Raw genomic sequence first — 23888 nt, 5'->3', positions numbered from 1 at the left:
GGAGCCCCGCCGGCATCGGCATCGGATTCCCACGGTTCGAGACGAACTCGACAAGGAGAGCCGGCCCGTGTCCCTACCCCTGAACGGCGTCCGCCGATCGGTCCCACCCACCGAGAGCGCGCCCATCAGGCGGGGGTCGAAGAACCCTCGCCCCGACGCCACCACGACGTCGCGTCCGGAGGCACGCGTCACGGCCGTCGTCGCCGAGGGCGACATCTTCGACGCCGCCCTGGTCGCTCTCGTCGAAAGTGCCGGATACGACGCGGCCGTCGTCGAACCCGCTCAGCTCGCCGCCCTGCGGAGCCCCGCAGCGATCCTGGTCCGGTCCGCCGCCATGCTCGGGTTCGTCCGCCGGGTGCCGGCGTTGCGCTCGACCAGGATCATCTTCGTGGGCAACGGGGTCGCGGGATTCGATCACATCCGGATCTCCCCCCGTGCCCCGAGCGCCGAGGAAGCGCTGCAGCGCGCGTTGGCAACGGTTGCGGGCCCACCCGGGCCCCAATCCCCACCCGCGTTCACGAACCGGGTACGACTCACCGACCGAGAACTGGAGATCCTGCAGACCTACACCCTCGGGGCCACGCTGCGCCAGACATCGCGCGCTCACGAGATCGCGGAAAGCACCGTCCGCGAACACTATCGACGAGTCGCTCGACGCTACGAAGAAGCCGGACGACCGATCGGCAACAAAGCCCAGCTCCTCGTCGAGTTGATGAACGACGGTTGGGTGCGACCCTGAGTTCCCGGCGCCCGGACACGATCCACTGGTGCCCTTCGCCTCAGGACACGAGGCACCACGTGCGAGAGACTGGGGAGCATGACCGCGACAGCTGACGATCTCTCCGGCAACCATCGACTCGGTCACCGGCGGACGGTCGCCGCCTGGACGCTCGCAGTCGTCGAGGTGTTCGTGGCGTTCGCGGCCGTCGCCGGCGGGCTGGCCCTGATCGGCGACCACTGGGGGATGTCACGGGAGTGGTTGCACCACACGCCGTTCGCCACGTGGACCGGCCCTGGAATCGCATTGATGGCCGTGATCGCGGTCCCGCACGTCATCGCAGCCGCGCTGATCGCCGTGCTGTCCGTGCCCGCTCGTCTGGGCATCCTCGGCGGCCTGCTCGCCGGCGGGTCACTGGTCGCCTGGATCGTCCTCCAGCTCGCACTGCTCCAGGTGTTCTTCTTCCTACAGCCCGTGATGGTCGTGGTCGGGCTCATCGAGGTGGGGCTGTCCATGTGGTGGCGCCGTGGCGTCGTGGCCCGGGCGGCGCACTGAGGGATGCGGCTCCGCGCGCCTAGAACAACCCCACGGCGCGACCGACCAGGCCGAGTGCCACGAGCAGGAAGATGATCGCCGCGATGGCGATCACGATCACACCGCCGGTCCGCCTGCGCTGCGGCGGCTCATGCTCTTCGCCACCGACCGCCGACTCGGCCGGCGGGGTGTCACCAGGTGCGACGCCGCCCCCGGGCTCGAGTCCCGGTGTACTCGCCGGGTCGGGGTTCTGCGGGTTGAACGGTTTCCGGGCGGGGTCGTTGTCTGCCATGGGGGTCGGTGTACCCGGAATGGCGGGAACTCACTCGTGGTCGATCAGAGACCCGTCGCGAGCACGGGGTACATCACGGTCAGGTCCTGCGCCCAGTAGGGCCACGCATGGGTTCCCACCGCCCGGAAGTGGGTGACGGGCCGCAGACCGTCCGCCCGCATCGCTCGCGCGAACTCCGTCGAGCACGCGTTCACCGAGCTCTCGAGCACCGCCCCCGACGCGATCTTCTCCGCGCGGTGGCGACCCGGGTCGAGCCTGGTCTCCTGGTCGAGAGGGCCGGGCACGCCGGTCCCGGACGCGAGGAACACACGCTTGCCCGTGAGGGCCCGGAGCCGACGGCCCGGGTCGTGGTCGGCCCACCCCGGCGCCCCCCACGGTCCCCACATCTTGGTGGGGTCCCCGCCGTCTCGGATCACCGCGGCGCGGATCTGGGATTCGTGCAGCACACCGGTGGTGAACGGACATGCGCTGATCGACCCGACGCCCGTGTAGAGCCCGGGTCGGCGTGTCGCGAGGGTGAATGCGGCTTGCCCGCCCATCGAGAGCCCGGCGATCGCGTTCTTGCCGTTGCCGTGGAACCGACCGTCGATCAACGGCGGGAGTTCGACGGTCAGGAAGGTCTCCCACTGCGGACGGCCGAAGGTCGCGTCGACGTTCTGCCAGTTCGTGTAGAAGGCGCCTTGACCGCCGGGCAGGACCACGTTGACGTCCTTGTCGCCGAAGTACCGGTCTGCGCGGGCGTCGCCGATCCAGTCACTGACCGCCGTCTTGCGACCGCCGCCGTCGAGGAGGTACAGCGTGCCGCGGGGTCGGGCGTGAGCCGGATGCAGGACGGTCACCGGCACATCCCGGCCCATCGCGGGCGAGCGGATCCACAGGTCATGGCGCTGGTGCCCCACCGCCGCACTGCTCACCACCCATGCCATCGACGGGCTCGCCCGCGTGGGCGCCGACGATGCGATCCCCGGCTGCGCGACCCCGACGATCATCCCGGCGGCGATCGTCGTCGACAGAAGCCGGACGACCAGGCGCCACGCACCACTCATCCCGGGAGGACGCCCAACTGCCCGAGGAAGTCGAGCTGGTCGAAGTAGAGGTGCTCGGAGAGCAACTGGGATCCCGCCACACGGTAGGTCGCGCTCCACCGGAACGAGACCGTGCGCCCGGTGGGTTCGATCGGACCCGACGGACTCTGCAGCACTCCGTCGTGCACACCGTCGAAGGTGCCCTCCACCGAGGCGTTGTCGGCGTCGATCACCGATGAGCCGACGGTGAGGCGACCGTCGGAGAATGCACCCTGAAAGACCGAGAGGAAACCGAGGACGCCCTCGCGACCGGTGAACACCCCTCCCGGTGAGACCAATTCGGCGTCCGCCGCCCAGGGTTCCTTCTCCGGGGTGCGATTGTTGAACGCGTCGATGTGCGCGTCGATCACTGCTCGGGCATCAGTCATGTCGGGTTCTCCTTCGGGTTGTCTGCGGTAGGCGTCCCGATGCAATCGGGGGGTGGGCGGCTCGGCGCTCGGCCATGCCTGGAGGGATGAACTCTCAACTCTCCGAGCGGCTTCGGTCACAGCTGCGGATCACGCGATCGAGCTCGCCGAGCAGGGTCGCGACCGTGTCGTACTCGGCCATCGCGCGCGCCATCCGCCGGCACCGGTCGGTCACAGCGTCGTCGGCGAGAACGCGTAGCACCGCGTCGGAGACGGTCTCGGGAGTCGGGCGTCGGGTCCGCAGATCGATCCCGACCCCGAAGTGTGCGACCCTCGCGGCGACTTCGGGCTTGTCCTCTCCGCCCGGTGCGACGATCACCGGCACTCCGGCCCGCAACGCCTGGAGCACTCCACCGTAGCCTCCGTTGGTGATCAGGACCGACGTCCGCGGCAACAGTTCGTCGTAGTCGAGATACCGCGCGACCCGCGAATTCGCCGCGTGCGGAACCGGTTCCGGGTCGGCACCTCCGGTCGTGACGACGACCTGGACATCGTGCTCCGCCAGCCCGGCCACCGCGGGTTCGACCAGTTGCGAGAAATCGTCGTTGTCGAGCGTGCCCTGGGTGACGTGGACGACCGGGCGGCCGTCGGCGAGCATCTCCGGCCACCACGACGGTGCAGCCACATCACCGCCCCCCGCGAACACCGGACCCGCGAAGACCGTGTTCGGGTCGAGATCCGACCGCGGATACTCGAATTCGGACGGCCCCAACTGAACGAACCGGTCGAACGCCCGGGAGATGTCGAGGACGAAGTGGTCGAGGGTGCCCCCGGCGCGTCGAACCAGACGTCGCGCGGACCTCTGCGTGGATGCGAACAGCACACGCCGCACCGCGGTGTGGGCCAAGCGGTTACGCACCCGTCCCAGCCGACCGGCCATCGGGGGCAGGCCGCTGTTGAACGGCGCGACGTCGACGCTCGTCTGCGCGAGTGGCATGGTGCCGATCCCGATGACAGGTGGACGCCGACCGGGAGGCCGGGACAGCAGGGGGATGATGCCGGCGAAGGTGCCGTCACACAGGATCGCGTCGACCGCGCGACTGCCGACAACCGATTCCACAGCGGCCGCCTGCTCCGGCAGCGGCGTGATGAACGTCCGCTCCACCTGGTAGCGCGACAGCGCCAGTCCGCGGTACCGGTGCCGGTCCGGGGTGAAACTGTCGGGATCCCGTTCGTCGAGATCAGCAGCGCCGCCCAGAGGAAGGAGGGCAAGCCCGGCGTCGGCAACCCGGTCGGCAAACCGTGAGCCGGTCACCATGATCACCTCATGGCCCCGTTCGGCCAGCACACGTCCGACGCTGGTGAGCGGTCCGACGTGCCCGGCCAGCGGCGTGGCACACAGCAGAACGGTCGCCATCGCGCCTCCAATTCGGTAGACCCCGACTCTATCGAATTCAGGGGGAAGCCGCGCGTCTTCCACCGATCGGTCTCATCTTTGCAGTTCGAGACCGGTTCGGTTCCCGCGACGGAGGATCTGGGTCTACAACCAGTTCGTCGTCGACGCTATTATCGATGCTGTTGGAGTCCGATCCGAGCGGAGGCCGGCGTGACCAAGCGCCCCTACACACCGCGTAAGCGCGCGATCAGCGCGGCGCAGACGCGCACGCGCATCCTCGACGCGGCGCAGGCGTTGTTCGTCGAGCACGGGTACTCGCGAACCACAGTGCAGCAGATCGCCCAGCACGCCGGCGTCGCTGTGGGCACTGTGCACCAAGCGGGGTCGAAGGCGTCGCTCATGATGGCTGTTCTCGAGCGCGGGTTCACGGGTGACGAGAAGTTCGTGTCGCTGCTCGAGCGCCCAGAGTTCGTCGCCATCATGAACGACTCCGACACCGACCGCGCCATCGGCCGGTACGTCGACCACATCATCGCGGCGAACAGTCGGATCGCGGACCTGTGGCACGCGGCGACGCTGGCGGCCGACACCGACCCTGCCATCGGCGAACAGCTCGAACGATCCGAGCTCCGGCGACTCGACGACGTGCACACCGGATGCCATTGGTTCGTCCACCGCGGCCTCATCGCCGACACCCGGATCGACGAGTTCGCCGACATCCTGAGCTATCTCACCAGCCCCGTCACCTACCGCTATTTCACCGTCGAGCGGAACTGGACCGCGGCGCGCCTACGGAGCTGGTTGCTCACCAGCATCGCGGCAACCATGCACTGAACACCGAGGCTCACAACGAATCTGAGTGTCGGCGTTGTCAATTGCGTTGTGCGCGACGCGTACACTCGGCGCGGAAGCTCGACGAGGCCTCCTCGATCCGGTCGGTCACCCCGATGACCCGATCGAAGTGGTCGGCCCCCTGCCGCACGCACCGCGGGAGGCCACGCACTGCGATCCCTCGATGTGACAACGGACCCGTGAACCGGTAGACGATCGCCCCCACGTGACAGCGGACGGTGGACGTGCCGGACAAGTTGGTTCGCGCTCTGAGAAGAGTCGTCGTGGTGCTGGTGGTCGCGCTGGCCGTCGTGATCGCCAGTCCGGCCTGGGTGGTCGTCCTCGCACGATTCGACGACCATCCCGTGTCGGCCGGCTTCGCCGTGCTCGCCAACCTCGTGACGATCGCCTTCTTCGGTGTGAACACAGCCCTTTTCGCACTGTCGGCCGGCGCGGCGGTACGCACCTCGACCACTGAGGCACCACAGAAGCGGGAGACGCGGGTCGTCACGGCCGTCCTCGGTGCGATGACGGTCGTGATGTCGGTGGGAACGGTCCTCGCAGCGATCGTGTTGGTCACGCTCCTGACGTCCTCGAGCGCCTCGCTGGCACCGTGGTCGGGGCCCTGACCCCGCCGATCTGGGTCATAGGGGCCGCAATCAATCCTCGCGACCTGAGCCCAGCCTTACCCGCTCGCCTCGATTCCGCACTCGAGCGAAGAACCGCCTTGTTCGCCACACTGATCAGCCGGGAGTTCTGTGCTTGAGTGAACACACGCATGGATAAGGAAAAGAACGGAGAGGATCGATGATGCAACTCGCGAAAACCGGAGCAAGGATCGCCGCCACAGCAGCCGCTGTGCTGGCCATCGGAGGCCTTCCCGCGCTGGCCGAGGCCGCACCACGCGCGGTGCCGACCCTGCCCGATCTTGACCTCGGGTCACTGTCTCCGGCCACGCAATCCGAGCTGTGTACCTTCACCTTCTACCAACCGGGCGGCACCGAGCGAACCGAATCGGCGCAGGTGAGCGTCTCGTCCGCGGGCGAGGGGAAAACGACGTTCGTCTTCCGCACCGAGTCCGTGGCGACTTCGCCGTACACCCAGGCCGCCGCAGTGACGTGGAGCAATCTCGACACCGGGCTCAGCGGCGGCGGTTACGACTCCCGCACCGAGGCGCAGGTCGAGGCAGGCACGACCACGATCACGCTCCCCGCCCAGAACGTCGGCAAGGGGCGCGTCACCGTGGTCGCCAGCGTGTCGAATACGCGAGGCAGCACCGCAACGTCCTACGACGACTGCACCGCCGAATACACCGCCCCCTGACCCCGGACCTCGCGCGGCCATTCACCGGTACACGGCTATTCGCGGATGGTCATCTGGGTCACCTCGTCACCGTCGATGGTGAATGTGAATGTCGAAGGGCCGTTGAAGCCGTGACCGCCCACCGTGGCGGTCATGGTGACCACTTCGGCGTCACGGAGCGCCGCGAGGGGAGCCAGGGTGGCATGCTTGCCGATGAGTTCGGCATCACTCCAGCGCCTGATCTCCTCACGACCGGTGAACAGCCGGCCCCAGTCATCGACACGACCGGTCACGCTGAACGCTGCCAGAAAGGCGTCCGTGTCGCCGTTGTTGACGGCGTCGAGTAACCGCTGCACTGCTTCGACCATGTACTGCCTCCTCTCGTCGTCGGTGGGAATCAGCGTGTGGTGTAACCGCCGTTGGCAAAGAGTGTTTGTCCGGTTATCCACCAGCCCTCGGTGCACAAGAACGTGACGATCGGCGCGATGTCCTCGATCTTGGTCAGCTGATCGCCCATGGCCTGCGACTTGTGGAACTCGACGCGCTCGGGCGTTTCCTGCGGATAGAAGAACGGCGTGTCCATCGGGCCGGGTCCGATCGCGTTGACCGAGATGCCACGGTCGGCGAACTCCTTCGACGCCGCGCGATTGAAGTGCTCCACCGGGCTCTTGCCACCCGCGTAGGTCGAGTACCCGTCCGTGTAGGCGGCGAGCAGGCTCGTGACGATCGTGATCACCTTGCCACCCCGTTCGAGGTGCGTCCCGGCCTCCTTGAGGAAGAAGTACGCGGCCTTCGAGTTGATGGCGAACATCGCATCGTACTCATCCTCGGTGGTCTCGAGGATCGGCTTGCGCAAGACCTTGCCGACGGTGTTGATCGCGATGTCGAGCCGACCGAGATCCCTGGTCGCGGTATCGAACAAGTCTGTGACCGACGACGCCGTCGTGAGGTCGCCCTGATAGGCGGCGGCCTCCACACCCAGCGCACGGATCTCTGTGACCGTCTCGTCTGCAGCTGTCTTCGTCGCGTCGCTGTTGTAGTGGACGAACACGTTGGCGCCCCTACGCGCCAGATCCAGGGCGACAAGCCTTCCCAGGTTCTTCGCGCCGCCCGCTACGAGAGCGCTCTTGCCATCGAGCCGAGTGGATTCTGTTGCTTTCTCCTGTGTGGTCATGCCCCCAGTGTTGGAGCACAACGCACAAAGTTCAATCGATCATGCATGGTGTTATCACAAACCACACTTGTATGATCGATGTTCATGACACCACCGGACCTCGAACTGCTCGATACCCGGCGACTCCATCAGTTCGTGGTGGCGGTCGAATCCGACACATTGTCCGCTGCGGCCCAACAGCTCTACCTCACCCAGCAAGCCCTGTCCGCGTCGATGCGTCAGCTTGAGCGCGAGGTGGACGTCGCAGTCTTCGATCGCAGCCGGCGCAAGTTGCACCTGACCGACGCCGGAAACGCGCTCTACTCGGGCGCCAAGTCCATACTTGCGGGCAACAGCGCCCTTCTCACCCACGTTCGCGAGTCCGCTCGTGGCGTGGTCAGACCTTTCGTCGTCGGGCACTCTCCCGCCATCTCGGGCGAAGAGGTCTACCACCTCATCACGCCCGCGATCGAGTCGATGCCACACCAGCCGATCACGGCCCGGCAGGTCTTTCCCGGGCAGCTCCACGAACTGCTGTTCGCCAACGAGGTCGACGTCGCACTCCGCCGCGGCGTCGATTCGCCGGCAAACCTGACCTCGGCCGTGTTCGCCTATCACGAGCTGCGGATCGCGGTCGTCGCCGACCATCACCTCGCCAACCGTAGCTCCGTCAGTGCGCCCGACCTCATCGGCACTCCCATCGTGGTCTGGGCACCCGAACGCCGGTCGTTCTACACCGACTTCCTCATCTCCTACTGCCGCCGTAAAGGTTTCGAGCCCACCCTCATCGTGAACCCGATCCAGGGAACGCCACCTTTCACCGCGGTTCAGCGATACCCCGAGGCGTGTGCTTTCGTCACCGACGTTCCCGGGGACCTCCAGGGCGGAGCGGTCCGTGTCGTCGCCTTCGACGATCCGCCGCTGGCCCCCGTGCAGGCGATGTGGTTGCCGCACACTCACTCCGCTGTCCGTGATGCGATGGTGCGCGGGCCCGGTGTCTGACAGTTCCAGCAGTCGTCCGTCCACACCACTTCAGCGTCGTGATGGGCGTCAGTTCACCCGTGCGCGCCGCCTTCCACGCTCAGCGGCGGCCGCAGGACCAGCACGACGACGATCGCGATGAGGAACACCGCGGTCAACGCGAACGGAACCGGGATGACCGGGTCGAGCAGCACGAGCAGCGCGCCCACCGGGACCACGGTGTTGACCACGCGATCGGCATTGGCGCGCAGGGCGATCCACCAGATGCCGATGATGAAGACCGCGATGGGGATCGTGACGGTGAACGACGCCTGGGTTTCCGTCAGCTCGCTGTGATGAGTCAGGACATCGATTTCGACCTCGATGCCCGCCGAGAAGGCTCCGGCCGCCGCAAAGACGAAGTAGTGCACGTATCCGTATCGGAGTGAATCGGCGAGCAATCCGCCGATGGCCCGGTGATGCGGCGGCCAGAAGTAGATCCACCACAGGGCGGCGGTCGCGATGAAGGTCAGGATCGCAATCGAGATGAGCGGCGCGAGCTCCTGCTCGCTGTGCAGCGCCTCGATGATCGCGTTCGACGACGCCAGCAGACTCTCACCGAGGAGGATGAGCGTGAACAGGCCGTAGCGCTCGGTGATGTGGTGCGGATGCCATGGCGTGTTCCCTTGTCGTTCGGCGATCACCGGCACGGCGAGTTCGGCGCCGACGAGCACCACGAACCCGATGGTCGCGGCCGTGCCCGACGGGACGAGCAGCCACAGCAGCCAGTGAACCGCCCCGGGTCTGTCGGAGGCTCTCGAACCTGTGAAGGATGGAGAGCATGGCAGCACCACGCAAGTACAGTGAGGAACTCAAGGACCGGGCCACCCGGATGGCATGTGAAGCGCGACGAGATCCCGATTCGTCGAGAGGTGCGATCAAGCGGATCGCCGATCAGCTCGGAGTCCATCCCGAGGCGTTGCGCAATTGGGTTCGTCAGGCCGAGATCGACGGCGGGGTCCGCCCGGGCACCACGAGTGAGGACGCTGACCGCATCGCGGCGTTGGAGCGGGAGAACCGTGAACTGCGGCGAGCGAACACGATCTTGAAGCAGGCTTCGGCTTTCTTTGCGGCGGAGATCGACCGCCCACAGCGCTGATCGTGGAGTTCGTCGCGGCTCACCGCGATGAACACGGAGTCGATCCGATCTGTGCGGCATTGCGCGATACGTCCGCCCAGATCGCTCCGTCCACGGTACGAGCCCACCTGAGCCCACGCGCAGCGAGGGAGCTGAAACACCCCGGCCGGCTGACCGGGTCAACCGTCAGTTCACCGCGGCGGCACCGAACGCGTTGTGGGTGGCGGACCTGACCTACATCCGCACCCACTCGGGCTGGGTGTACGCGGCGTTCGTCCTGGACGTGTTCTCGCGGATGGTCGTCGGCTGGCAGGTCTCGACCACCATGCACACCGACCTCGCCCTCGACGCCCTGAACATGGGATTGTGGGCACGGTCGCGTGCCGGCCACGACGTGGCCGGGCTGATCCACCACTCCGACCGCGGAGTGCAATACCGAGCCATCCGCTACACCGAACGACTGGCCGAAGCCGAAGCGGTGACATCTGTTGGCTCCAAAGGGGATTCATACGACAACGCGATGGCTGAGGCGTTCAACTCGCTGTTCAAAGCCGAATGCATCCGTAACCCCGTGATGCGCCCGCGAGGCGGCTGGGCAGGTGTGGGCGAGGTCGAGATCGCCGTCGCTGAGTACGTCGAATGGTTCAACCACCGCCGCCTGCACGGCGAGATCGGACACGTCCCACCCGTCGAGTACGAGAGCGCCTACTGGTCGACCCAGACCGTCACCAGCTACCGTGAGAACCCGGTCCCCGCAAACGCTGGAACCAACTAACCGAGCCTCCAGCAAACCCGGGGCGATTCAGTTCCACTGCCAGTCGGGGAACTCGGTTTCGATCTGGGTGATCCGGTCGCTCGAGAGTCGGTGTCGTCGGTACTCGGTGCGGCGTTTGGCCACCCAGGCACCAATGGGGAACCCGTCGATAGTCGCGTGGCGGGGTGGCGAGCTGGTGCCGTGGGCCGCGGCGTAGCTGTGCAGGTGGTCCAGGCCGACGTGGAACGGTGCTCGTGTCCGCAGGGTCCACTGCCAATCGGGGAACTCGGCTTCAATCTGGCGGACGTGTTCAGGTGGCATTTGTCCGGCCCGGTATTCGGCGCGGCGGCTGGCGACCCAGGTACCGATCGGGAATCCGTCGATGACGTCGTGTCGGCGGGCGTTGCCGGTGCCATGGGCTGCGGCGTAGCGACGCAGATGGGTCAGGCCGGCAGCGAAGGACGTCCGTGCGTTGGTCTTCCATCGCCAGTCGGGGAACTCGGACTCGAGTTGCGCGATCCGCTCCGCGGGCAAGACGCCGCGGCGATAGTCGGTGCGGCGTGTGTTGACCCACCGGCCTATCGGGAAGCCGTCGATGACGTCCCGCTGGCGCGGGCTACTAGTGCCGTGCACGGCGACGTACCGATGTAGATGGGCGACACCCTCATCGAATCGGCTGGTCACAGTCCTAGTGTGCCTGTCGCCAGCGAGCGGTCGACCACCAACCCGGCGTTTTCACCCACGACCACCGAGGTGTCGCCGGCAGGCAATCCCCCTGGCGGCTGGCTGTCACACGGTATGGGATCTATACTGGGATCGAGAGGTGATCACCATGACTGCAGCGCATCCCCGGCCGGATTTGGCCGCCTACGCCGAAGCGGCCCGTATGTCGCAGCCCAAACTCGTGGCTGCGTTGCGCGATCTGCTCGGCGCGAAACTCGTGGCCTACCTGGGCCGGGTCAGCGAAACCCGAGCGGTGCGGCAGTGGGCTGAGGGCACCCGCACCATCGCCAACCCCGAGGACGTCGAACGGCTCCGGATCGCCTACCGCGCCGCCCGCCTGATCACCGAACGCGACACCCCCGCCGTCGCTCAGGCGTGGTTTCAGGGCCTCAACCCGGTCCTCGACGACCGGGCGCCGGCGTTGCTGCTGCGCGACGGCGAACTCGCCGACGTCGGCCCCCAGGTACTCAACGCTGCCCGCCAGTTCGCCGCGGTGGGATGAACCAACCCCGCACGTCGACGATCGGCACCCTGCACGGCCCGATCACCACCAGCATCCGGGCCGCCACGCCCATCTTCCGGGTCGGGTACGCGCCAAGCCCGTGGGAGTGGACGCCGTGGGAGTACGCCACCGACGGCCGCTTCGCCGGCCGCTGGGACGACCCCGACGGGGTGTGGCGCACCCTGTACTGCGCCGACACTCCCCTGGCCTGCTACCTCGAAGTCCTCGCCTTCGCCCGACCCAGCCCGCAACTGATCGCCGACCTCGACGACATCGTCGTCGACGACGAAGACGAGCAGGACTATCCCACGCTGCCGCCCGGGCGCGTCCCGCGATCGTGGTGTGAGGCAAGGATGCTCGGCCACGCCACCCTGACCGGCCGGTTCGCGGTGCCCGCCGACCCGGACAGCCTCGCCACCCTGCGGACGGTGTTTCGGCCGCTCGCGATCCGCTACGGACTCGATGACCTCGACACCGCCGCTCTGCGGGACGGGCGGCCCCGCGGTCTCACCCAGGCCATCTCCCGCTGGCTCTACGCCCTCACCGACCACGGACAGGCAGCGGTCGACGGGATCGAGTTCGACTCCCGCCACGGCGACCAGCTGCGTATGTGGGCGCTCTACGAACGCGCCGCCGACCCCGACATCAGCCCCCACATCGACGTGGTCGACCACTGCCCCATCGACGCCGCGGATCCACACCTGGCCCGCGCCCTGACCCTCCTCGGACTCGAGTGGACCCCCGCATAGACCGACCTGAAACAGGCTGTCCCGCATCGTCGAACGAGCAGGAGGCTGGCTCGACCAGCCGTGGTAATGCCTACGACCGTCTCTTCGACACCGGGATCGCCCACATGCACCGCTACGTCGCCATGCATGGTTCCAGCTCACCTCCCCGCGGCGCGACGATCGACGGGTTCGCGATCGGTCAGTGGGTCGTCAACCGCCGTGCCGAGTACCGGCGGGGCCAACTGTCGGCCGAGCGGATCCGCTGCCTCGAAACCGAGTTCCCCGGCTGGGTGTGGAATGTGCGCGAAGCGATGTTCGACGTCGGCGTGACCCATCTGCGCCGTTTCGCCGCCGTCCACGGCACGAGCAACGCCGGAGAAGGCGATGTGGTCGACGGTTTCGAGATCGGTACCTGGGTCGCGTCTCGTCGCGCCGACTACCGCAGAGGCCGACTGTCGGCCGAGCGGATCGCGCGTCTGGAGTCCGAGTTTCCGGACTGGCGGTGGCTGCCTCAGGACGAGGCCTTCGCGACGGCGTTCGAGACCGGACTGTCCCACCTGCGCCGCTACGTCGCCGCCCACGGCACCAGCCAGGTCCCGCAGCGGGATGTGATCGACGGGTTCCCGATCGGTACCTGGGTCGCCACCCGGCGCGCCGACTACCGCAAAGGTCAGTTATCCGCAGAGCGGATCCGCCGCATCGAAACCGAGTTCCCGGACTGGCGGTGGACGGTACGACCCGCCGCCACGAAGAGCAGGCGGTGACGCCGTGCCCAGCGAGCACGACTCCCCGACCGCTGGCCGTCGTCATGCGGACGAGCGGCGGTTCGACGACGGGATCGCGCACCTGCACCGCTACGTCGCCGCGCATGGTTCGAGCTCGCCGGCCCGCCACGCGACGATCGGCGACTTCGCGATCGGTGGCTGGGTCGACAGCCGACGCACCGACTACCGGCTGGGCAGGTTGTCGCCCGAGCGGATCCGCCGCATCGAAACCGAGTTTCCCGGCTGGCGGTGGAACGTGCTTGATGCCGCCTTCGCGGCCGGGATCGCACACCTGCGCCGTTACGTCGCCGTCTACGGCACCAGCAACCCACGCCAGCACGACGTCATCGACGGTTTTCCGATCGGGCAGTGGGCGGCGAACCGTCGCGCCGACTACCGCAAGGGCCGACTGTCGGCTGACCGAATCGCGCTGTTCGACAACGAGTTCGCGGACTGGCTGTGGAACCCCCAGGACGCGGCATCGGCCGCCGCGTTCGAGGCCGGCCTCGCGCACCTGCATCGGTATCGAGTAGTGCACGGCACCAGCAACCCCCGCCAGCGTGAGGTGATCGACGGCTTCGCGATCGGCCAGTGGGCAGCGAACCGTCGCGCCGACTACCGTCGAGGCCGACTGTCGGCCGGCCGGGTCCGCCGCCTCGAAACCGAGTTTCCGGACTGGCGGTGGACTGCGCGAGGCCGTTCCTGATCCGACCGACCCGCGGAGCCGAGGCAACGGATTCAAAGCCCGTCCAGTGTCAGTTCGAGTCTGTCCGGGGGCACCGAAGCAAACGTGGGACGGGATTGTCCGGTTTGGTAACGATGTCCGAGTGGGTTGCTATAGGTAGTTGACATTCGATCGGCCAGTGCGTGCCGGTCGCCGCTTGTGTGAAAGGCTCTCCCGCTCAATGGCTATGCCCCCGCTCCCCCCTGCCGTCTCCTCTCCAGAGTCGCCGGCCACCCCGTCACCTCGCAGGACGCGATCCCGGGTTCTGATCGGTAGCTGCGCGGCTGTGCTGGCCCTGGCGCTGGGGGCGTGCGGGACGACCGATACGACCACCGAGCGGGTCGCTGACACCTCGACCCTGCCTGCGACGACGACGTCGGCCGCGACGGCGTCGGAGGTGGTGTCGCTGCCCACGGCGACGCCGGTCGTCACGGTGTCGGCGGCACCGGCCGCGAACAAAGCACTGGCGACGCTGGACACGCTCGAGGTGAAGGGTCGCGCACCCAAGACGGGGTATGACCGTGCCTTGTTCGGGCAGGCCTGGACCGATGACGTGAACGTCGACAGCGGCCACAACGGCTGCGACACCCGCAACGACATCCTGCGCCGCGATCTCACCAACATCGTGCTCAAGCCCGGCTCGAACGGCTGCGCGGTGCAGTCCGGGACCATTGCCGACCCCTACACCGGCACCACCATCCCGTTCGTGCGTGGCCAGCAGACTTCGTCGGCGGTGCAGATCGACCACGTCGTCGCGTTGTCGGATGCATGGCAGAAGGGTGCCCAGCAGCTCTCCGCGGCTCAGCGAGCGGACTTCGCCAACGATCCGCGCAACCTGCAAGCCACCGACGGCCCCACCAACCAGCAGAAGGGCGACGGTGACGCTGCGACCTGGCTGCCGCCGAACCGTTCCTACCGCTGCACCTACGTCGCCCGTCAGGTCGAGGTCAAAGCTGCCTACCAGCTGTGGGTGACCCAGGCCGAGAAGGACGCCATCACCCGCGTTCTCGGTAGCTGCGGCGCCGCGGTTCCGGCACCGACGACCCGCCAGATCCCCAACACCCGGACCTCGACGGCGACACCGCTCCCGGAACCGGCCTACACGCCGCCGACGACGACCTACACCCCGCCACCTGCGGCTGAGGCGCCGTCGTCGGTCTACTACGCCAACTGCTCGGCAGTCCGCGCCGCGGGCGCGGCCCCGATCTACGCCGGCCAGCCCGGTTACAGCAGCAAGCTCGACCGCGACGGCGACGGCGTCGCCTGCGAATAGTCACCCCGCCATCCCACACGCCGTCACGACGGTCCTTTCGGATCGTCGTGACGGCGGTCTAGGCTGCGGTCGCGGCACCCTCCCGGGTGTTGCGAACCCTGTCGTCGAGAACTCTCAAGGAGTGGTCATGGCTGGAATTGCGGACAAGTTCGACAAGGCATACGAAGACAAGTCGCTGGCCGAGCTGGCCGATGCGCCGGTCGCGGCGCTGCAAGGCGTCAGCGACGGCGACGCCGAAAAGCTCCAGGCGGCGTTCAACATCAAGACCGTGCGTGACCTGGGCACCAACAAGTTCTTCCTCTGGGCTCAGGCGGTCGCCAAGCTCGCCGAATAGATCGGCCAGCTGCGCGGAATAACCACGGGTGGGGCCACCGTTGACTCGTGCGACGGTGGCGGGCTCATTGCCCCGGGCCTCACCCCTTTCCGCCGCTGCGTGCGGCCACTCGCCGAGAGGCGCACTGACCGGCACCGTCCCTCAACGCACTGAAGCCGTCGACCCCACTCGGGGTCGGCGGCTTCAGTCGTCACAAGCACCGCCGTGTGTGCAGTCACCGCGGGATGACGGTGCCCTCGGGGAGGTCGTACTCGGCGAGGACCACCTCGTCGCCGTAGACGGGCGGGAAGTCATCGCCGGGGATCTGTGGGACGGCGAACATGAGTTTGAGGAACAGGCCGGGGTCGGCTCCGTCGAAGGCGCGCAGGGAGATCCACGGCCGGGTGCCGAACGGGTCATCGACGTAGCCGTCCCATCCGCCGAGCTGGTCGAGATAGTCGGCGAGGGTGCGGCCGGGGTAACCGAATCGGGCGGCGTAGTTGATCGCGGTGGTCTCTGCGGTGATGCGTACGCGTTCGATCACGGCCTGAGGATAGACCCGACCGGTCGGTGAGCGAGGACAGTGGAACGTATGGCTTCCATGGCGCCGATGCTCGCAACTGCGGGTCCTCCCCCGTCGGGTTCGGGCTGGTCGTGGGAGATGAAGTTCGATGGCCAGCGCTGTGTCGCCCGAATCGCCAGCGGGAAGGTGTCGCTGTTGAGCCGCAACCTCAGCCCGATCACCTCGACCTACCCCGAGATCACGGCCGCCCTGGTGAACGCCAGTGGCGGCCGCGACGTCGTGGTCGACGGCGAAATCGTGGCCCTCGACGCCGCCGGGCGGCCGTCGTTCTCGCTTCTGCAACGACGCATGCACACCCCGCGGCCGGGCCGGCGGCTCCTCACCGACGTTCCGGCGGCGTTCTACCTGTTCGACGTCCTGGAGCTCGACGGCTCCGACGTCGCACCGCTGCCCTACCTCGAGCGCCGCGAACTGCTCGACACCTCGCTCACCAGCACCGGCGCGGTGCAGGTCACCCCGTACTGGCCTGACAGCTCCGCAGAACCGATGCTCGAACTCGCGACGACGTTCGGCCTGGAAGGCGTGGTCGCCAAGCGAGCAACGTCGAGATACGTGCGGGGGCAGCGATCCCCGGCCTGGGTCAAGGTCCCATTGCGGCTCAGCGCCGAAGTGATCGTGTGCGGGTGGACCGGCGGCCCGACCATGGTGCGGTCGCTGCTGGTCGGCGGCTACCGACCCTCGGGTGAGTTGGTCTACCTCGGCGAGGTCGGTACCGGGTTCACCCAGCGGCACCGCCGCGAGATCGCCGAACAACTCGCCGCGATAGCGCGGCCCGAGCATCCGTTCACCACCGAGCACTCCCCCACCAGGATCACAAACGTGCGGTGGGTGCGACCGGTGTTGATCGGCACCATCGAGTACCGCGAACTCACCCGCCGGCTGCGACATCCCTCGTGGAAAGGCTTGCGCACCGACAAAACCCCGGACGAGGTGATCTGGCCCGAACACGACACCCAGCCCTGACTACTCGGACGTCGACTCACCCACCCGCACAACGCAACCACGATGGCCCTGTGGCAACCGACCCGCCGGGGAGGGCGGCAGCGCAGCGCCAGCGGAGTCAGCTCGTGGCTTCTCCGAGTCGTTCGACCTGTCCGCCGACCTCATCGGCGTACGCCTGGGCCTCGGTGGCTTCGTCGTCGGTGTAGACCCGAACACCGGCCGGCCTACCGGGCGGCCGCACGATCAACGTCAACTCGCCTATCGCGACGCGGCCGCGTGTGGATGCGACGCGATTGGTGGGCCCGGCCCCGGCATCGTTGTTCTCGGTCATCGCTCGGCGGCGTCCTCTCGCGGTTGCAGCGCCTCGGGCGGCACCCACATCGTGATGACGGCCGACGAGACATGGTTAGCGCTTTCGACCGGCATCTGACAAACCCCGCGCCACAAGCCATTTGAGACCTGCAACCACGCCAAAAGAAGCGCCGGCATGGTCGGCTCGATACGGGCACCGGAGGCACGCACCCGCAGCGACACTCCCCCACCGGCGGCATACGACCGTCCGCAGGACGGGTCAGCGATCGCCATGTCGATCAGCACGGGCCTCGGTGGATCGAACACGCGCAGCGTTCGGGAGTCGGGCCAGTGGTCGAACATGCCATCAGTCTAACTCGATGACTCGAATGGTTGTTCGATGGTCGTGTAGTTTTGTACGGGTAGGCGGGGGTGTGACCGGAAGGGAAGTCCGGAACCGTACGCACCCCCGCCGTTCCCACCGCGGGAGGTGAATCGGTGGATGCGCGACCACGGTTGCACGTGACCCAACGTGCCATCCTCACCGAGGACGACAACGGTGTCTGGACGGGCCGTTATGGCGGAGAAAAATGGTCTGTGACAGCGGATTCCGAAGAGCACGCTCTCCAACGTCTGCGCGAGAAGCTCGAATCCCTTCTCGACGACGACGAGCGCACCGCACGCATCATCGCCCTCGGGGAGCAGGCCGCCCAGGGCAGCTACACCGAAGAGGGTTTCGAGGCGCGTTTCATCAACCAGGAGGCCTACGAGGATCGAATGATCGAGGCGATGGAGACCTATTTCGACCAGGACTGACTCGTGACGTCTTCGCCCCTCGCGGCCCGCCGCTCTGTCCGCTGATGCAGCGATGGACCGACACCGCAGATCTTCGCCCCGCACTGGATCGTCACGCGACCTATAAAGAGGGCGTGGCGATCCGGCCTGCCGGACCGCGCGACACGGGCCCCGCGACGGTGCCCGGGGACTCAGATTGCACCGCTGTTCGCCGCGAACACTGCGGCGTAGAGGACTGCCACGGTCCGGGATGCTGCCTCGCGGACAGCGCTGTCGGGGTCGTAGAGGTAGGCCTCGACCGTGCCGATGAGATGGACTGGGGTCGGACGGAACCGTCGGAGGCAGGCTATCGCTGTCGCCCGCACGCTGGGATCGCTGATTTGGTCGGCAACGAGATGCACATCCTGCTGCTGGCCATGCTCGGTCAGGCACTCGAGGATCCCCGATCGACAGGCGCCCAGTGCGCGGTCTGCTGCGAGCCTCGATAGTTCGACGTGATGGTCGCGAGATGCCAACTCCCGCAGCGCTTGCGCCGCTTCGGTCAAGACTTCAGCGCTCACTGGTGGCTGAAGGTAGAACTGGTCGATGACGGCCTCAGCGGCGCCGCAATCGCGGGTGCCGGTGCTGGCCAACGACCGGCAGAGATCGATCCGGAGTTGATCGACCTCGCTGCTGTCGGTGAACCCGGATCGCTCCTCGACATGGCGCAACCAGTCCACGAGAACGCACGTGGGACAGGACATCCGCCGCATGTCGGCTACGCCGAGGTGTCCGTCCGAGTGTGGCGAAGAAGCGGCGTGGGCGAGGTCGGCGGCGAGGCGCCGGTAGACGCGCTCTCGCCTCGACGTCGCTGTCACATCGGTCCTGTCGATCGGCGGTCGACTTTTCCCTGCGTGGGTAGCGCGGGAACGCAGCCTGGCATCGCGAGTCCTTACCGTCCGGAGCCGCCGCGGATCGGCTGGCTGTTCGGAGGGTCTGATGCATTGGGGCTGCCGTGATGTTCCGCTCAGACCGATCAGCCGGACATGCCTGGCCCACGGCGTCGGTGGAACTGAGCTCCTCAGGTGTTACGTCGAGCTGATCACTGACCGCCGGGAAGCTGGGTGATGGCCGCGGAGTCGATCACTGCCCACGACAGCGGGCGACCCGGCGATCCAAGGCTTGTGCGGTGTCAGTTGCAGGTTGCCGAGAACTCGAATTGCTTAGTGATAGGTACGGCAAGATCCCAGCTTTCCGCGGTCCCGCGAACCGTAATTCGGGAACCGTCTTCGTAGACGTCTTCGCCCGATCCTTTGCCCTGCTTGGCGGTGTAAAGGACCCCATCGAGTCCGAACGACACCCTCACGAGTTTCGGTGGATTGCCTGGTTGGAGATCGGCAATGAGCCCGGGCTGCCCGTCGGTGGGGTCCTGTCCGGTGATGCTGATGGAATCGCTCTGTCGGTAGCACATGAACTCAGCCGGGTCGATGCCCGGGAGTGGTTGGCCATTGACGGTGACGCTGAGTTCGGCGTAGGGGATGTCGATCTTGGACAACTTCGGCCGCGTATCCGCGGCTTCGGAGGCATCGGATTCCGAACATCCGGCTACTACGAGGCCGACCCACGATGCCACCAGCAGTGGCACCACGAAACGCTGACGGCTAGCCATAACTCTGTCTCCCCCTGGGCTGGTCGTGAGGCTCACGATCTGCTTGCTTGCTGCGGGACTGTACCGGTCGAGACCGCGAAGGGAAGGCACCGGATCGCCGCGGCGCCGATCGGTCACATACCGCCGGGGTCGCCGAGACGGAACACACACCGGCTGGGAACCGGGCGGGGTCCTTGCTGCAACTCATCACCGTGCAGCCATTGATTCGCGCGTCACCGACAGGGATATTCCTGCCGCACCCCCGAGTGCGGTCGGCTTCTGCGCACACGTCCGTGCGCGCGGCGGCCCCGAGCGGCACCGTCCGAGTGCGAGACCCGCTCGCGCACAGGGGCAATGCGTCACTGGCGATGTCGTCAGCCGCGAGGGAGGCCCACCGTTTCTCGGTTGCTGTCATGCAGCTGGTGTGCGAGGTGATCGGACGCCATCGAGGACCGTCTCGTCTTGGCGAGACGGTCGCTCCAACGGTCGCGGACCAGATCGCGGTGCTGGTCCGTCACGACGCCTTCCATATCGCGAAGATGGTTGCCGCGACGGCAAATAGGACCCAGAAGTCCTCGATCGGGCCATCGGTGCATCGACTGCATGTACAGCTGTGTGACCCCTGCGGCGCCGAGATCTTCGGTTCCGTCACCACGGACGGCCAGGTGCGGCCATTCGCCGCCCGCGTCGAGCGAAGACCATGTCGGATACGTGCCGCCGCGCGGCCGGGCAGCCGATCCACTCTGGGCCGTGTCGCCTATCGGTGGCAGCTGGTTGCTCTCGAGTTCTGCTGAGTCCAGGGCTGGCGCTGACATCTGTCATCGGCTCGGCGTGACCTATCCTTTCCCGGTGGTTGCGCAGTCGTCGGTGTTGGCTCAGAGATGGGCCGATTCTGCACCGCTGCGTGCCCAGCAGTGGGGCCTGATCACCAGCGCCCAACTCCAGCGCCTCGGCGTGGCCGGGTCGAGTCAGCTTCTGCTCCGGCGCAACGGATTGCTGGTGTCGGTGGCCAGAGGTGTAATGCGTGAACCCCGCCCGCCGTCGGACGACCTGCTTGCCGCAGCCCAGCTGGCCTGGGTGTCGGCAGCACCGGATTCAACTCCGAAGGAACGGCTTTCGGCCGAGCGACCAGACTATGTGGTCACCGCGTACACCGCGCTGGCCCTGCATGGACTCGCCGATCCCCCAGTCGAGACGCTGCCGCAGCTGGCAGTCACCGGGCGCTTCCAGCACCGGCAAACCGCCACCTACGCGATCGTTCCTCGACGAGCAGAACTGTCGTGGGATGACGTGGCAGTCCTCGACGGACTGCCAGTCTTCACCCCAGCCGCGGCGATCCGCGATCTCGCCGCACACGGTGGCGCCCGGTTCACCGACGACCTGGCCGACTACTTCACTGCCATCGTCGGGGCCGCGGCCGGCCGCCCCGATCGCGCCGCCATCGTCGCCGCGATCGCGGCCACCGGTGTCCGCCTGGACGCCCCGTCGTCTCCCCTGCCCCCGCTGCTTGCTCGCAAATGGGCCGATACCGCGTCGCTGCGGACGGCCCAGTGGGGCCTGATCACCAGCGCCCAGCTCCAGCAGCAGGGCGTGACCCGCAGCGATCACAAGAAGCTGCGCAACGCGCGCCTAGTGGTCCCCGTCGCCAACGGAGTGATGCGCGAAGCCGACCGTCCCGGTGAGGGCGTCCTCGTCGCCGCGCAGCTGGCCTGGGTAGCGGCCGTACGGGATTCGACCCCTGCTCAACGGCTAGCGGCGCCCCGCCCTGACTGTGTGATCACCGGCACAACCGCCGTGGCCATCCATGGCCTCGGACAGCCCGGTAAGGGACTGCCGCAGCTCGCGATCACCAAGGAGCGCAGAAACGGCTCACGTACGACCACGACCGCCCGATATCTGGGCCGCTCCACGGCGTTGTCGTGGGACGACGTCGACATTGTTGACGGCCTGCCGGTGTTCACCCCGGCCGCGGCTATCCGCGACCTGGGCCAAGACAGCCGTGGTCGGCTCGTCGATGACCTCGCCGGCTACTTCGCCGACATCGCCATCGCTGCCGCCGGCCGCCCCGATCGCGACGCAATCGTGGCGGCGATCGCTGCCTGCGGCGCCCGCCTGCGCACGGTGGTCTGCGATGCGCGCGCCATCCTCGACCGGGTCTACCGCACCGCGGGTGTCTCCGACGACCTGTTGGCGGCCACCATCTGGGGCGGGATGTGGCAGCGGCGCTTCACCGCCGAGCGGGTACAGCACATCGTGGCTACTGCGCTGTCGGCCGCCCTCGACACCATCGCCGGCCGAGCCGGAGACGATCTGTCCACCGTGTTGGTTCAGATGTTGGAACGCAACGGACAAGCGCGTAAATGTGTTGTGCCCGAATGCGAATGGTGGGCGGTGGAACAAGACCGCTGCTACGCGCACGCGATCCAGCGGCGACGCGAGCGCGTGCTACTCGACCCCGCAGGCGTCGATTCCTCCACCACGCCGACTCCTCGCCGGTCAGGACATGGCTGGTGGGGACACCTCGACGACGACGGCGAGACAATCGCCTGCCATGAATGCGGTGAGCGCTTCCGTGCACTGACCCGCACCCATCTGGAAACCCACGACCTGACCGCCCGCGAGTACAAACAGCGCCACGGCATCGAACAGCGCATCGGGCTGGTCTCTACCGAGATTCGCGAGCGGCAGCAGCACCAGGTCGCTACCAACCCCCGAACCTCGGAACTGTTCCGCCGAAACCCGAACGCGCCACGCCTGACCGATCTACCGTCAGCCCTCCTCAACGACCAATCTCGCTGATCGATGTCTCGTTCGACGCTACTGGCCTGTCGCTGCGGCGGTGTCGCGTAGCAGCTCGGCGAGTTGGGTGCGGGCTCGGTTCAATCGGGATTTGACGGTCTGAACACCAACGCCCTGGTGGGCGGCGATGTCGGCGTAGGTGAGATCGCCAAATTCGCGCAGCACCACGGCTTCTCGGAAATCCTCGGGCAGTTGTGCCAGAGCGTCGCGTACCGCGTCGCGCAGCGCGATCTGGTCATCAAACGCTGACTGGTGGGTGTCGTCGACGAGTTGGATCGGCTGGTCAGGGTCGGTGAAGTCGGTGATGGTGGTGTTGGCTTTGCGGCGCCGCACGACCATCAAGGCGTTGTTCGCGGCCACCCGGTGCAACCAGGTGCTGAACTTCGACTCACCGCGGAACTTGTGCAGGTTCTGCCACGCCGCGACAAGGGTGTTCTGCAGGGCGTCCTCCGCGTCGTGGGGGTTGGAACAGATATTGAGGCACACCGCCCACACGTGCGTGCGGTGAGCGCCGACGAGCTCGGCGAAGGCGTGCTGGTCGCCGTTACGTGCTTGCAGCAGCAGACGTGCTTCGTCCATCAACTCCCCCAACCCGATTCTCAGATGTCGTCGTGCGTGTCGTGGGCACCGGGGTGCGGGTCCTCGACACCGGCGTCGGCGAGGTCGACACTCGCGCTGCCCTCCTCGGCGGGCGGGAGCTGTCCCTCCTCGGAGGCGTCTTGGGCGGCCTGAGCGACCGGCGGATCAGCCGGCGCCTCGGGCGGGCCGTCGGGGTCGTCGTCGCCCAGGTCGATGTCCTCATCGGGATCGGCCGGCGGGGTGTCGTCCATGTCGGGGACGGTGTCGGGGTCGGCGACGGCGTCGGGGTCGAAGGCGGCCTGCAACGCGTTGTCCCACACTCCCGGCGGCAGGTCGGCGGCGAGGGTGGCGGGGTCGATGCCGAGTGACGCCAGAACCGGCGACGGTTCGTCCTCCTGCATGTGTTGACCTCCGTTTCTGGTGAGGTGGTCGCCGACGAAGGTCGCCGTCGGCCCGGTCACCAGGTGAGATGTTACGGCCCACCCCTGGTGTTCCCGACCCGGTCCCGACAGCTGTGATGTAATCCTCCTCGCCAGATAGACGCGGATTCGGGGTCGCGGCGATCGTGGGCGGGAACATTCCTCATTCCTGGTGGCAACAGATTCCCGACACGCTCACAGACCGAGTTCGAAAGAGGACCCACCATGTCCGGTACCCCCAGCAGCGACGCCCCCATCATCAGCCCCGACGAGCCCTACAACCCCGACGCTGCCCCCGCCGATGCGCGCCGATGCG

General features: G+C 67.2%; 30 protein-coding genes, 2 pseudogenes and 1 other annotated feature. Of the genes and pseudogenes, 17 read left to right on the top strand and 15 right to left on the bottom strand.

Annotated features, from left to right (window positions below; all coding sequences use genetic code 11):
* Positions 1 to 67: 67 nt before the first annotated feature.
* Complete coding sequence (locus tag CA982_RS14665; RefSeq protein WP_208617956.1) at positions 68 to 739, top strand: helix-turn-helix transcriptional regulator; 672 nt, start codon at positions 68 to 70, stop codon at positions 737 to 739.
* 78 nt (positions 740 to 817) lie between these two features.
* Positions 818 to 1273 (top strand): hypothetical protein, encoded by a 456-nt coding sequence (locus CA982_RS14660; RefSeq protein WP_086536026.1) that lies wholly within the window; start codon positions 818 to 820, stop codon positions 1271 to 1273.
* 19 nt (positions 1274 to 1292) lie between these two features.
* Here CA982_RS14660 and CA982_RS14655 read toward each other — a convergent pair whose 3' ends face one another.
* The 4 genes from CA982_RS14655 to CA982_RS14640 form a co-directional block, all read right to left on the bottom strand.
* Positions 1293 to 1544 carry a DUF6480 family protein gene (locus CA982_RS14655; protein WP_086536025.1) on the bottom strand — a complete coding sequence of 84 codons (252 nt, stop codon included), beginning with the start codon at positions 1542 to 1544 and terminating at the stop codon, positions 1293 to 1295.
* Between the two features lie 44 nt (positions 1545 to 1588).
* The gene (locus CA982_RS14650) at positions 1589 to 2590 is read right to left on the bottom strand and encodes an alpha/beta hydrolase (protein ID WP_244176280.1); all 1002 of its coding nucleotides are present in this window, start codon (positions 2588 to 2590) and stop codon (positions 1589 to 1591) included.
* A complete protein-coding gene (locus CA982_RS14645) occupies positions 2587 to 2997 on the bottom strand; it encodes an ester cyclase (protein WP_086536024.1) in 411 nt (136 codons plus the stop codon). The genes CA982_RS14650 and CA982_RS14645 overlap by 4 nt, the downstream gene beginning before the upstream one ends.
* A gap of 94 nt (positions 2998 to 3091) precedes the next feature.
* Positions 3092 to 4393, bottom strand: a complete 1302-nt coding sequence (locus CA982_RS14640) for a glycosyltransferase (protein WP_086536023.1) — start codon at positions 4391 to 4393, stop codon at positions 3092 to 3094.
* Positions 4394 to 4582: 189 nt separating this feature from the next.
* Between CA982_RS14640 and CA982_RS14635 the strand changes: the two genes are divergently transcribed.
* The 3 genes from CA982_RS14635 (at position 4583) to CA982_RS14620 (ending at position 6526) form a co-directional block, all read left to right on the top strand.
* Positions 4583 to 5206, top strand: a complete 624-nt coding sequence (locus CA982_RS14635) for a TetR/AcrR family transcriptional regulator (RefSeq protein ID WP_086536022.1) — start codon at positions 4583 to 4585, stop codon at positions 5204 to 5206.
* Between the two features lie 242 nt (positions 5207 to 5448).
* Positions 5449 to 5832, top strand: coding sequence for a hypothetical protein (locus tag CA982_RS14625; protein WP_144066033.1), 384 nt, complete (start codon positions 5449 to 5451; stop codon positions 5830 to 5832).
* Positions 5833 to 6013: 181 nt separating this feature from the next.
* Positions 6014 to 6526 carry a hypothetical protein gene (locus tag CA982_RS14620; RefSeq protein ID WP_086536019.1) on the top strand — a complete coding sequence of 171 codons (513 nt, stop codon included), beginning with the start codon at positions 6014 to 6016 and terminating at the stop codon, positions 6524 to 6526.
* 35 nt (positions 6527 to 6561) lie between these two features.
* Here the strand turns inward: CA982_RS14620 and CA982_RS14615 are convergent, their stop codons facing one another.
* Positions 6562 to 6873, bottom strand: a complete 312-nt coding sequence (locus CA982_RS14615) for a nuclear transport factor 2 family protein (protein ID WP_086536018.1) — start codon at positions 6871 to 6873, stop codon at positions 6562 to 6564.
* Between the two features lie 29 nt (positions 6874 to 6902).
* Positions 6903 to 7679, bottom strand: a complete 777-nt coding sequence (locus CA982_RS14610; protein ID WP_086536017.1) for an SDR family oxidoreductase — start codon at positions 7677 to 7679, stop codon at positions 6903 to 6905.
* A gap of 84 nt (positions 7680 to 7763) precedes the next feature.
* Between CA982_RS14610 and CA982_RS14605 the strand changes: the two genes are divergently transcribed.
* On the top strand, positions 7764 to 8660 hold the full coding sequence (locus tag CA982_RS14605; protein WP_086536016.1) for a LysR family transcriptional regulator: 897 nt from the start codon (positions 7764 to 7766) through the stop codon (positions 8658 to 8660).
* Between the two features lie 53 nt (positions 8661 to 8713).
* Here the strand turns inward: CA982_RS14605 and CA982_RS14600 are convergent.
* Positions 8714 to 9412: pseudogene (locus CA982_RS14600) on the bottom strand (low temperature requirement protein A); the annotation flags it as partial.
* Between the two features lie 47 nt (positions 9413 to 9459).
* Between CA982_RS14600 and CA982_RS14595 the strand changes: the two are divergent.
* Positions 9460 to 10531, top strand: a pseudogene (locus CA982_RS14595) (IS3 family transposase).
* Positions 9738 to 9866, top strand: a sequence feature (AL1L pseudoknot). It overlaps the preceding pseudogene by 129 nt.
* A 27-nt stretch (positions 10532 to 10558) precedes the next feature.
* On the opposite strand, the gene CA982_RS14590 reads toward CA982_RS14595, so the two are convergent.
* Positions 10559 to 11194: a helicase associated domain-containing protein gene (locus CA982_RS14590; RefSeq protein WP_014928963.1), complete on the bottom strand. Its 636-nt coding sequence runs from the start codon at positions 11192 to 11194 to the stop codon at positions 10559 to 10561.
* 148 nt (positions 11195 to 11342) lie between these two features.
* Between CA982_RS14590 and CA982_RS14585 the strand changes: the two genes are divergently transcribed.
* The 6 genes from CA982_RS14585 (at position 11343) to CA982_RS14560 (ending at position 15558) form a co-directional block, all read left to right on the top strand.
* Entirely contained in the window at positions 11343 to 11735 is a 393-nt protein-coding gene (locus CA982_RS14585) for a hypothetical protein (protein ID WP_014928964.1), read from the top strand.
* Entirely contained in the window at positions 11732 to 12484 is a 753-nt protein-coding gene (locus tag CA982_RS14580; protein ID WP_014928965.1) for an RES domain-containing protein, read from the top strand. Before CA982_RS14585 ends, CA982_RS14580 begins: the two co-directional genes overlap by 4 nt.
* Before the next feature lie 95 nt (positions 12485 to 12579).
* Positions 12580 to 13227 (top strand): helicase associated domain-containing protein, encoded by a 648-nt coding sequence (locus tag CA982_RS14575; RefSeq protein WP_482793322.1) that lies wholly within the window; start codon positions 12580 to 12582, stop codon positions 13225 to 13227.
* A gap of 4 nt (positions 13228 to 13231) precedes the next feature.
* Positions 13232 to 13933: a helicase associated domain-containing protein gene (locus tag CA982_RS14570; protein WP_014928967.1), complete on the top strand. Its 702-nt coding sequence runs from the start codon at positions 13232 to 13234 to the stop codon at positions 13931 to 13933.
* Positions 13934 to 14138: 205 nt separating this feature from the next.
* A complete protein-coding gene (locus CA982_RS14565) occupies positions 14139 to 15224 on the top strand; it encodes a GmrSD restriction endonuclease domain-containing protein (protein ID WP_086536015.1) in 1086 nt (361 codons plus the stop codon).
* Between the two features lie 127 nt (positions 15225 to 15351).
* On the top strand, positions 15352 to 15558 hold the full coding sequence (locus CA982_RS14560; RefSeq protein WP_044508856.1) for a hypothetical protein: 207 nt from the start codon (positions 15352 to 15354) through the stop codon (positions 15556 to 15558).
* 214 nt (positions 15559 to 15772) lie between these two features.
* Here CA982_RS14560 and CA982_RS14555 read toward each other — a convergent pair whose 3' ends face one another.
* A complete protein-coding gene (locus tag CA982_RS14555; protein ID WP_044508768.1) occupies positions 15773 to 16081 on the bottom strand; it encodes a hypothetical protein in 309 nt (102 codons plus the stop codon).
* 48 nt (positions 16082 to 16129) lie between these two features.
* Between CA982_RS14555 and ligD the strand changes: the two genes are divergently transcribed.
* Entirely contained in the window at positions 16130 to 17083 is a 954-nt protein-coding gene (ligD, locus tag CA982_RS14550; RefSeq protein WP_044508770.1) for a non-homologous end-joining DNA ligase, read from the top strand.
* A 97-nt stretch (positions 17084 to 17180) separates the two neighbouring features.
* Here ligD and CA982_RS14545 read toward each other — a convergent pair whose 3' ends face one another.
* Together CA982_RS14545 and CA982_RS14540 are read right to left on the bottom strand one after the other, a co-directional pair.
* Positions 17181 to 17393 (bottom strand): hypothetical protein, encoded by a 213-nt coding sequence (locus CA982_RS14545; RefSeq protein WP_044508773.1) that lies wholly within the window; start codon positions 17391 to 17393, stop codon positions 17181 to 17183.
* Positions 17390 to 17716 (bottom strand): hypothetical protein, encoded by a 327-nt coding sequence (locus tag CA982_RS14540; RefSeq protein WP_014928971.1) that lies wholly within the window; start codon positions 17714 to 17716, stop codon positions 17390 to 17392. Before CA982_RS14540 ends, CA982_RS14545 begins: the two co-directional genes overlap by 4 nt.
* A 234-nt stretch (positions 17717 to 17950) precedes the next feature.
* Between CA982_RS14540 and CA982_RS14535 the strand changes: the two genes are divergently transcribed.
* Positions 17951 to 18169 (top strand): hypothetical protein, encoded by a 219-nt coding sequence (locus CA982_RS14535; protein ID WP_244176275.1) that lies wholly within the window; start codon positions 17951 to 17953, stop codon positions 18167 to 18169.
* Between the two features lie 170 nt (positions 18170 to 18339).
* Here CA982_RS14535 and CA982_RS14530 read toward each other — a convergent pair whose 3' ends face one another.
* Positions 18340 to 18780: a hypothetical protein gene (locus CA982_RS14530; protein WP_208617955.1), complete on the bottom strand. Its 441-nt coding sequence runs from the start codon at positions 18778 to 18780 to the stop codon at positions 18340 to 18342.
* A 539-nt stretch (positions 18781 to 19319) separates the two neighbouring features.
* Positions 19320 to 19772, bottom strand: a complete 453-nt coding sequence (locus CA982_RS14525) for a lipoprotein LpqH (RefSeq protein WP_158097810.1) — start codon at positions 19770 to 19772, stop codon at positions 19320 to 19322.
* A gap of 371 nt (positions 19773 to 20143) precedes the next feature.
* Here CA982_RS14525 and CA982_RS27195 point away from each other — a divergent pair, with 371 nt between their 5' ends.
* Together CA982_RS27195 and CA982_RS14520 are read left to right on the top strand one after the other, a co-directional pair.
* Complete coding sequence (locus CA982_RS27195; protein ID WP_425269086.1) at positions 20144 to 20569, top strand: Rv3235 family protein; 426 nt, start codon at positions 20144 to 20146, stop codon at positions 20567 to 20569.
* Positions 20570 to 20624: 55 nt separating this feature from the next.
* Positions 20625 to 22574 carry a MucR family transcriptional regulator gene (locus tag CA982_RS14520; protein ID WP_044508777.1) on the top strand — a complete coding sequence of 650 codons (1950 nt, stop codon included), beginning with the start codon at positions 20625 to 20627 and terminating at the stop codon, positions 22572 to 22574.
* Between the two features lie 18 nt (positions 22575 to 22592).
* On the opposite strand, the gene CA982_RS14515 is transcribed toward CA982_RS14520, so the two are convergent.
* Both CA982_RS14515 and CA982_RS14510 read right to left on the bottom strand, forming a co-directional pair.
* Entirely contained in the window at positions 22593 to 23153 is a 561-nt protein-coding gene (locus CA982_RS14515; RefSeq protein ID WP_014928975.1) for an RNA polymerase sigma factor, read from the bottom strand.
* Positions 23154 to 23173: 20 nt separating this feature from the next.
* The gene (locus CA982_RS14510; protein WP_049942645.1) at positions 23174 to 23614 is read right to left on the bottom strand and encodes a hypothetical protein; all 441 of its coding nucleotides are present in this window, start codon (positions 23612 to 23614) and stop codon (positions 23174 to 23176) included.
* Positions 23615 to 23888: the final 274 nt, after the last annotated feature.

The sequence above is a fragment of the Gordonia lacunae genome (assembly GCF_002149015.1).
GTDB classification, from domain to species: domain Bacteria; phylum Actinomycetota; class Actinomycetes; order Mycobacteriales; family Mycobacteriaceae; genus Gordonia; species Gordonia lacunae.
The sequence above is the reverse complement of the archived record's forward strand: the minus strand, read 5'-3'. Positions and strand labels throughout refer to the sequence as shown.

Bases quoted from the DNA above. Each gene is read 5' to 3' on its own strand.
- CA982_RS14540 (WP_014928971.1), bottom strand. From the start codon at position 17,716: ATGTTCGACCACTGGCCCGACTCCCGAACGCTGCGCGTGTTCGATCCA.
- CA982_RS14605 (WP_086536016.1), top strand. From the start codon at position 7,764: ATGACACCACCGGACCTCGAACTGCTCGATACCCGGCGACTCCATCAG.
- CA982_RS14655 (WP_086536025.1), bottom strand. From the start codon at position 1,544: ATGGCAGACAACGACCCCGCCCGGAAACCGTTCAACCCGCAGAACCCC.
- CA982_RS14615 (WP_086536018.1), bottom strand. From the start codon at position 6,873: ATGGTCGAAGCAGTGCAGCGGTTACTCGACGCCGTCAACAACGGCGAC.
- CA982_RS14585 (WP_014928964.1), top strand. From the start codon at position 11,343: ATGACTGCAGCGCATCCCCGGCCGGATTTGGCCGCCTACGCCGAAGCG.
- ligD (WP_044508770.1), top strand. From the start codon at position 16,130: ATGGCTTCCATGGCGCCGATGCTCGCAACTGCGGGTCCTCCCCCGTCG.
- CA982_RS14640 (WP_086536023.1), bottom strand. From the start codon at position 4,393: ATGGCGACCGTTCTGCTGTGTGCCACGCCGCTGGCCGGGCACGTCGGA.
- CA982_RS14660 (WP_086536026.1), top strand. From the start codon at position 818: ATGACCGCGACAGCTGACGATCTCTCCGGCAACCATCGACTCGGTCAC.
- CA982_RS14620 (WP_086536019.1), top strand. From the start codon at position 6,014: ATGCAACTCGCGAAAACCGGAGCAAGGATCGCCGCCACAGCAGCCGCT.
- CA982_RS14645 (WP_086536024.1), bottom strand. From the start codon at position 2,997: ATGACTGATGCCCGAGCAGTGATCGACGCGCACATCGACGCGTTCAAC.
- CA982_RS14515 (WP_014928975.1), bottom strand. From the start codon at position 23,153: ATGGACGAAGCACGTCTGCTGCTGCAAGCACGTAACGGCGACCAGCAC.
- CA982_RS14560 (WP_044508856.1), top strand. From the start codon at position 15,352: ATGGCTGGAATTGCGGACAAGTTCGACAAGGCATACGAAGACAAGTCG.
- CA982_RS14545 (WP_044508773.1), bottom strand. From the start codon at position 17,393: ATGACCGAGAACAACGATGCCGGGGCCGGGCCCACCAATCGCGTCGCA.
- CA982_RS14650 (WP_244176280.1), bottom strand. From the start codon at position 2,590: ATGAGTGGTGCGTGGCGCCTGGTCGTCCGGCTTCTGTCGACGACGATC.
- CA982_RS14580 (WP_014928965.1), top strand. From the start codon at position 11,732: ATGAACCAACCCCGCACGTCGACGATCGGCACCCTGCACGGCCCGATC.
- CA982_RS27195 (WP_425269086.1), top strand. From the start codon at position 20,144: ATGTCGTCAGCCGCGAGGGAGGCCCACCGTTTCTCGGTTGCTGTCATG.
- CA982_RS14610 (WP_086536017.1), bottom strand. From the start codon at position 7,679: ATGACCACACAGGAGAAAGCAACAGAATCCACTCGGCTCGATGGCAAG.
- CA982_RS14565 (WP_086536015.1), top strand. From the start codon at position 14,139: ATGCCCCCGCTCCCCCCTGCCGTCTCCTCTCCAGAGTCGCCGGCCACC.